Raw genomic sequence first — 5,068 nt, 5'->3', positions numbered from 1 at the left:
TTTTTCGCCTTCGAAGGCGGGTTTGATAAGAACGAGGGCCTCGAGGTTCTTGAGGCTCTTGAGGGCGGCGATGTCCTTGACGTTCTCGCACCCGAAGAGTTCCACCGCCTTGAGGGCGGGGTGATCCTTGACGACGGCATCAAACTCTTGCTGCGAGATCTTCGGCGGAAACGAAAGGTATTCGAGCGGAAGGTTCTTGAGCGGCCCGAGGTCCGTCACCTTCTCGCATCCCGTCAGGGACAAGGTCTTTAGGCGGGGCAATTTCGCCAATCCGCCGAGGTCCTCGACGTTCCCTCCCACGAGGGTCAGTTGCTCCAGTTGCGCGAGGCCGGCGATGGGGGAAAGGTCGGCCAGCGACTTTTCACCGAAAAGCACCAGCGACCTGAGGTTCTTCAAGCCCTTCGGCAGCGGCGCCTGCTCGGGGGACCAGTTCGAAAGAACCAGCGTCCGGAGCCTCGGCAAGTGCGCCAGAAAGTCCAGGCTTTCGCCCTTTTCATTATTGAGGATGAGGACCTCCACGTTCCCGAGGGCCGGCCGTATCTCGTCCATCTGCTTGGAAAGCAAGCCTGCCTCGGCGGCGAGGAACCGCGGGCGGAAGAGGCGGAGGACCTCCGCCGGTCTGATGGTGGCCGGCGCCTCGGCACCCTCCTCGGTTGCCGGCGGCGATCCGCCCGGCTCCAGCGAGAGATCAATCGCCGGATTTGTCTTTGCGACTTTTTTGAGGATTTCCAGTTGGGCGATGTAGAGACCTTCTCCGCCTCCCGCCAGGAGCCGAAGACCCTTCAAGTCCTCCTCGGACGCCTGGCGGAGCCAGTCCCACGCTGCCTCGTCCTTCAGGACCACGGAAACTGTCTTTCCGCCGATGAGCATCCGGCCGGGCGCAAAGGTGACGGTCAGGGCCGTCCCATCCATTGCCGAATAGCGGAGCGGCAGAGAAATGCCCCCCTTATTGTCGTCGCCCTTCTCGGCGAAAAAGAGAACGTCGCCGTCCCGCGCCAGGAGGCCCGCCGGACGCCCTTCGTCGCTCACCATCCACGAAAAGGGCGCGAGCGTGTGGTTGTAGCACGTGGCCGCACCTTTGACCTTCAGGATGCAGAGTTCGTTTCGTGCGGCCGCGCCCGGCTCGGTTCCCTTGCAGGAAGCCAGGAAAAACGGTACACCCACCAGTGCCAGCACCACCAGAACGATCTTGTGCTTCGCCATCGCGGGTCTCCTTAACGAGCGACGCTTCGAGCGTCATTGTACTTCTCGACCCCTTGACCTGCCAGAGAATGTTGTAGGTGCGGCAGGATTTTCCGGTCCCGGTGCGCCGGGGTTTAGCAATGGCGAAGACCGAAATCCGAATGACGAATCAAACAGCAAGCCCGAATGGTGAAGGAACGACGAAATCCGAACCGCGTGCTTCTGTTTCGTCATTCGGATTTGATTCGTCATTCGGGCTTCGTCATTCGGAATTCGGAACAGTCCCCCTTTTCCGGCCCGTCGCCCTTGCTTTGCCGACCGCGCCGACGTACGATAAAGTCGGACCCCCGAGGAGCCGCCAGATGCTCCAGTGCAAAGAGTGCGAGTTCTGCCAAGTCGGTCCGGGCGACGAGGTCAAACTCAACTGCAACCCCTTCACGAACGTCAAGGAGTCCGAGTGCCTCCTGAAGTGGCAACTTCTGCGCCTGGACCTCATGACGCGGGCCTACATGGCCACCATCGCCGAGTACCGCAAGATCGCCCCTCTCCAGCAGGAACTCTATCGCCGCATGAAGCAGGAGTTCAAGGAGATGGACGACGCCGACAGTTGGAAGCAGAGCGACGATGAGACGGACGACGAGGATGAGCCCGACCTCGGCGGCATCCCGCCCCTCGACGATCGAATCTAGTTAAGACGCCGTATCTCCAACCGCCGCCGCGTCCGCGCCGCCTCCGGAAAGAGCAAGGCGGCCCCGGAGGGCCGCCTCGCTGGCACGCATCTTCGCCTTGGATGGCTTACTCAATCGCCTGCACGTCCGCCTTGCCGCGGATGACGGTCGGCTCGTCCGTCCGCTGCCACGTGAACCGCTCCACCAGGCGCATCACTTCCGCCAGGTTGATCATCTTTTTGGCCTGTTCGATGCGTTCGCGTCCGGCCAGGCGCTCCGCCCAGTTCAGCAGGACGTCCGCGCCCTGGGCCGGCCTCAGGACGCCCCACCGCGTCACGGGTTCCGACGGAACGGGGTCGCCCGCTTTTTGCATCTCGGCGGCCAGGCTCTCGCCGCCGCCCGACATGGCGTCGAGGCTCTTCTTCACGCCGGCCGTCGTCGTTCCCGCCACGAGCCACGTGTCCGTCACGGCGACACTGATGGCGATGTTGTCGGCTGCATCGCCGAGCACTTTCTCCAGGAACCCCGGCGCTTTGATCACCAGGATCGAAGTGCCGCCATGGGTCTCCTCCTGGACGTCAATTTTCGGGGCGCCCTCGCGCTCCTCCGTGAATGCCGCCAGGATCATCGCCTTGGCCGCCAAGCCGTCCTTGAACGCCTGGGCGACCGCCCGCCCGCTTGCGGTCAGCCGCACGAGGCCCAGGAGGGCCGGCGCTTTGCCGCTCTCGTTCTTCGTGATGGCGATCGCGGCCTCGGGCCCGAGGCCCGACGTGATGGTTTCCATCGTCTGGCCGGGGAACCATCCGCGGATGCCCATTTCGGCCCGGCGGAGCCGCTCCGGCCCCTTTTCGCTCTCGGCGGCCTTCGCCTTGGCCAAGTCCCAGAGGGCCTTCGGACGGAAAGCCGTCGCCACGGCCGCCAGCGTCTCGGCCGGCAGAATCTTCGGGCTCTCCAGAGCCGTCGGTTCGTTCGGCCCGACCTCGCCCGCGCCGCTCACCAGCCGCCACTCAAAGTGCAGCCGCCCGTTCGATTTCGGGTACATGGCGACGGCGCCGGGCCCGCCGCGCGGCTTTGTCTCGGCCGCGTAGGCCCGCACGCGCCAGCCGGCAGGCAGATCCGCCGCCTGCGCGAAATGCCCCTCCGTCCCGAGGACGGCCCCGCCCATCATGGCGTCGAGCACGCGCTCCAGCGCGTCGCCCTCGGCGCCCGACACCAGCAGGACGCCGCCCGCGAACGCCATCCGGTCCACGCGGTCCTCCCGGCGAACCTCCCAGATGGCGACGTCGCGGTAGCGTTTCGCTTCGATGCCGCCCGTCGCATCCACGAGGCGCTGGGCCATCGCGTTCGTGGCCTCGGTCATGAGGACGGCCTGTCGCTTGTCGTCGCCGGCGAGCAGGACGACGGCGCTTCGCCCGCCGAGATACGTCCGCAGGGCATCCTCCTTGGTCATCTTGAGGTCCGCCAGGAGCCGCTCCAGCCGAGCCTCCATTTCCCGGTGCCGCTCGCTCGCCTCGTGCTTGCGGAACGCCTCAGTCTGTTCGAGGGCGGCCCAGAACTTCGAGTCCAGGAGCATCGCCCGCAATTCGGCGGCGTTCACCGTCTCGACGAGCGCCTTGGCGTCGGCCGGCACGAGCGACGCCATCTCGAGCGTCTCCGCGCGCACCCCCGCTGCCAGCACCGCCACGCCCGCTGCTACGAACAACCACCTTGCGCACCTCATCGCTCTCTCCTTTTCCATTGGGCCTGACGCCTTACTTGTTCTCCGTGACGGGCGGCTGGGAGGCAGCGGCACGCGGCACGTCCAGCGCCGACCGTGCCAACCCAACCGGCCCTTCCATGTCGTTCCAGAAAAGTCCCAGGGCGTCCGCGATCGGCGACGTCTGTTCTGCCGGCGCAGGGACGCCCGCCTCTTCCTTGGCCGGTGCTTCCGCGAAGGGCCCCAGCATGGCCGCAAACACCTCGGTCGGCAGGACGGGCTCCGGCCGCGCCGGCCAGAGGACGACGACCGCCGCCACCACCGCCGCGGCCGCCAGCGTTGCCGCCGCGATCCACACCCGGCGGCGGACGGGCCGACGCTCGTGGGCCGATCCCCCAACGATCCGTTCCACAATCGTCGCTCGCCGCGCCTCCATTGGCAGAGCCCCGGCCCCCAGGCGCTCGCCGAGGTCGCGCGCAATCGCGAGGCGCAGCCGGCAGACGTCGCACGATGCCGCGTGGGCCTCGAGATTCGCCGGCAGCGCCGGCGCTTCCTCGCGGTCCAGCCATTGCTCGATGCGTTCGCATTCGCTCGTCATGGTTGGCCTCCGATTTGGGATTGGCTCACGGCCGCCCGCCCCCGGAGCAGCGATTCTGCGCCGCGGCGGACCTCGTTCCGCGCGCGATGGAGCCACGATTTGACCGTGCCCACCGGCACGTCGAGGATGCCGGCGATCGAATCGCAGGATTCGCCCTGCGCGTGGTAAAGAAGAAGGGCCGCCCGCGGCTCGGGGGCGAGTCGCTGAACCGCTTCCCAGATGGCCGCCAGACGCCGCTGGTCGTCCTCCTCGTCGGCGAGGCGCTGCCACGGCTCCAAGGCCGCTGGCGAAGCGAAGGCGGGGTCGAGCGGCACGGTGGGGCGCTCCCGCCGCCACCGTTCGAGCACGAGGTTCGTTGCGATCCGCGCCAGGTACCCTTCGAATCGGCCGCGAGGCGTCCAGTCGGCCAGATTCGCGAGCGCCCGGGCGTAAGTCTCCTGAACGATTTCATCCGCGTTGTCCTCGCGCCGCACCAGCCGCATCGCCAGCGCCCACAGGTCGTCAATCGTCTCCTCGGCGAGCCGGCGCCGGGCGGCCGTGTCGCCTTCCGCGGCGCGTCTGACCAATTCTTCGGCGACGGCGTCGGCCACAACGTGCCCCTTGGGTTTGCTTCGGCCCGTCATATTCTTCAATGCGCGAGAGCCTTTACGGTTTCATTTTACCGGCGCAAGCGGGGCAGGGGGGAAAATTCGGGTCCCGCGTAGGCACCGCGCCGCACGGCCTCCAAAGAGGACGGCGCGGCCGATTGGCCGCGCCGTCCTCTTAGCCTGTCCCCATGCGTTAGATGTCGGGGTGCGGTTGCCAGGGACACTTTCTAGGCACCTTGAGCGAGTTTCATTTCGCGGACCCTCCGCGGACGCAGAGGACGAAGTTCAGTGTCCGGACGACGTCGCCCTGCGGTCCGCGGCCGTGTGGTGCTGACCA

General features: G+C 66.7%; 5 protein-coding genes. 1 reads left to right on the top strand and 4 read right to left on the bottom strand.

Annotated features, from left to right (window positions below; genetic code table 11):
* Positions 1-1,203: hypothetical protein (locus NTX40_10730; GenBank protein ID MCX5649549.1), on the bottom strand; the 1,203-nt coding region annotated here is incomplete at its 3' end.
* Between the two features lie 341 nt (positions 1,204-1,544).
* On the opposite strand from NTX40_10730, the gene NTX40_10725 reads away from it, so the two are divergent.
* Positions 1,545-1,871 (top strand): hypothetical protein, encoded by a 327-nt coding sequence (locus tag NTX40_10725; GenBank protein ID MCX5649548.1) that lies wholly within the window; start codon positions 1,545-1,547, stop codon positions 1,869-1,871.
* A gap of 106 nt (positions 1,872-1,977) precedes the next feature.
* On the opposite strand, the gene NTX40_10720 is transcribed toward NTX40_10725, so the two are convergent.
* Genes NTX40_10720 through NTX40_10710 form a run of 3 tightly spaced genes read right to left on the bottom strand, consistent with a single transcriptional unit; the run spans position 1,978 to position 4,734 of the window.
* Positions 1,978-3,570 (bottom strand): hypothetical protein, encoded by a 1,593-nt coding sequence (locus NTX40_10720; GenBank protein ID MCX5649547.1) that lies wholly within the window; start codon positions 3,568-3,570, stop codon positions 1,978-1,980.
* Positions 3,571-3,601: 31 nt separating this feature from the next.
* Complete coding sequence (locus NTX40_10715; GenBank protein ID MCX5649546.1) at positions 3,602-4,144, bottom strand: hypothetical protein; 543 nt, start codon at positions 4,142-4,144, stop codon at positions 3,602-3,604.
* Positions 4,141-4,734, bottom strand: coding sequence for an RNA polymerase sigma factor (locus NTX40_10710; protein ID MCX5649545.1), 594 nt, complete (start codon positions 4,732-4,734; stop codon positions 4,141-4,143). Before NTX40_10710 ends, NTX40_10715 begins: the two co-directional genes overlap by 4 nt.
* Between the last annotated feature and the right edge of the window lie 334 nt (positions 4,735-5,068).

It is taken from the genome of Planctomycetota bacterium, assembly GCA_026387035.1.
In the GTDB taxonomy this organism is placed as follows: domain Bacteria; phylum Planctomycetota; class Phycisphaerae; order FEN-1346; family FEN-1346; genus JAPLMM01.
The sequence above is the reverse complement of the archived record's forward strand: the minus strand, read 5'-3'. Positions and strand labels throughout refer to the sequence as shown.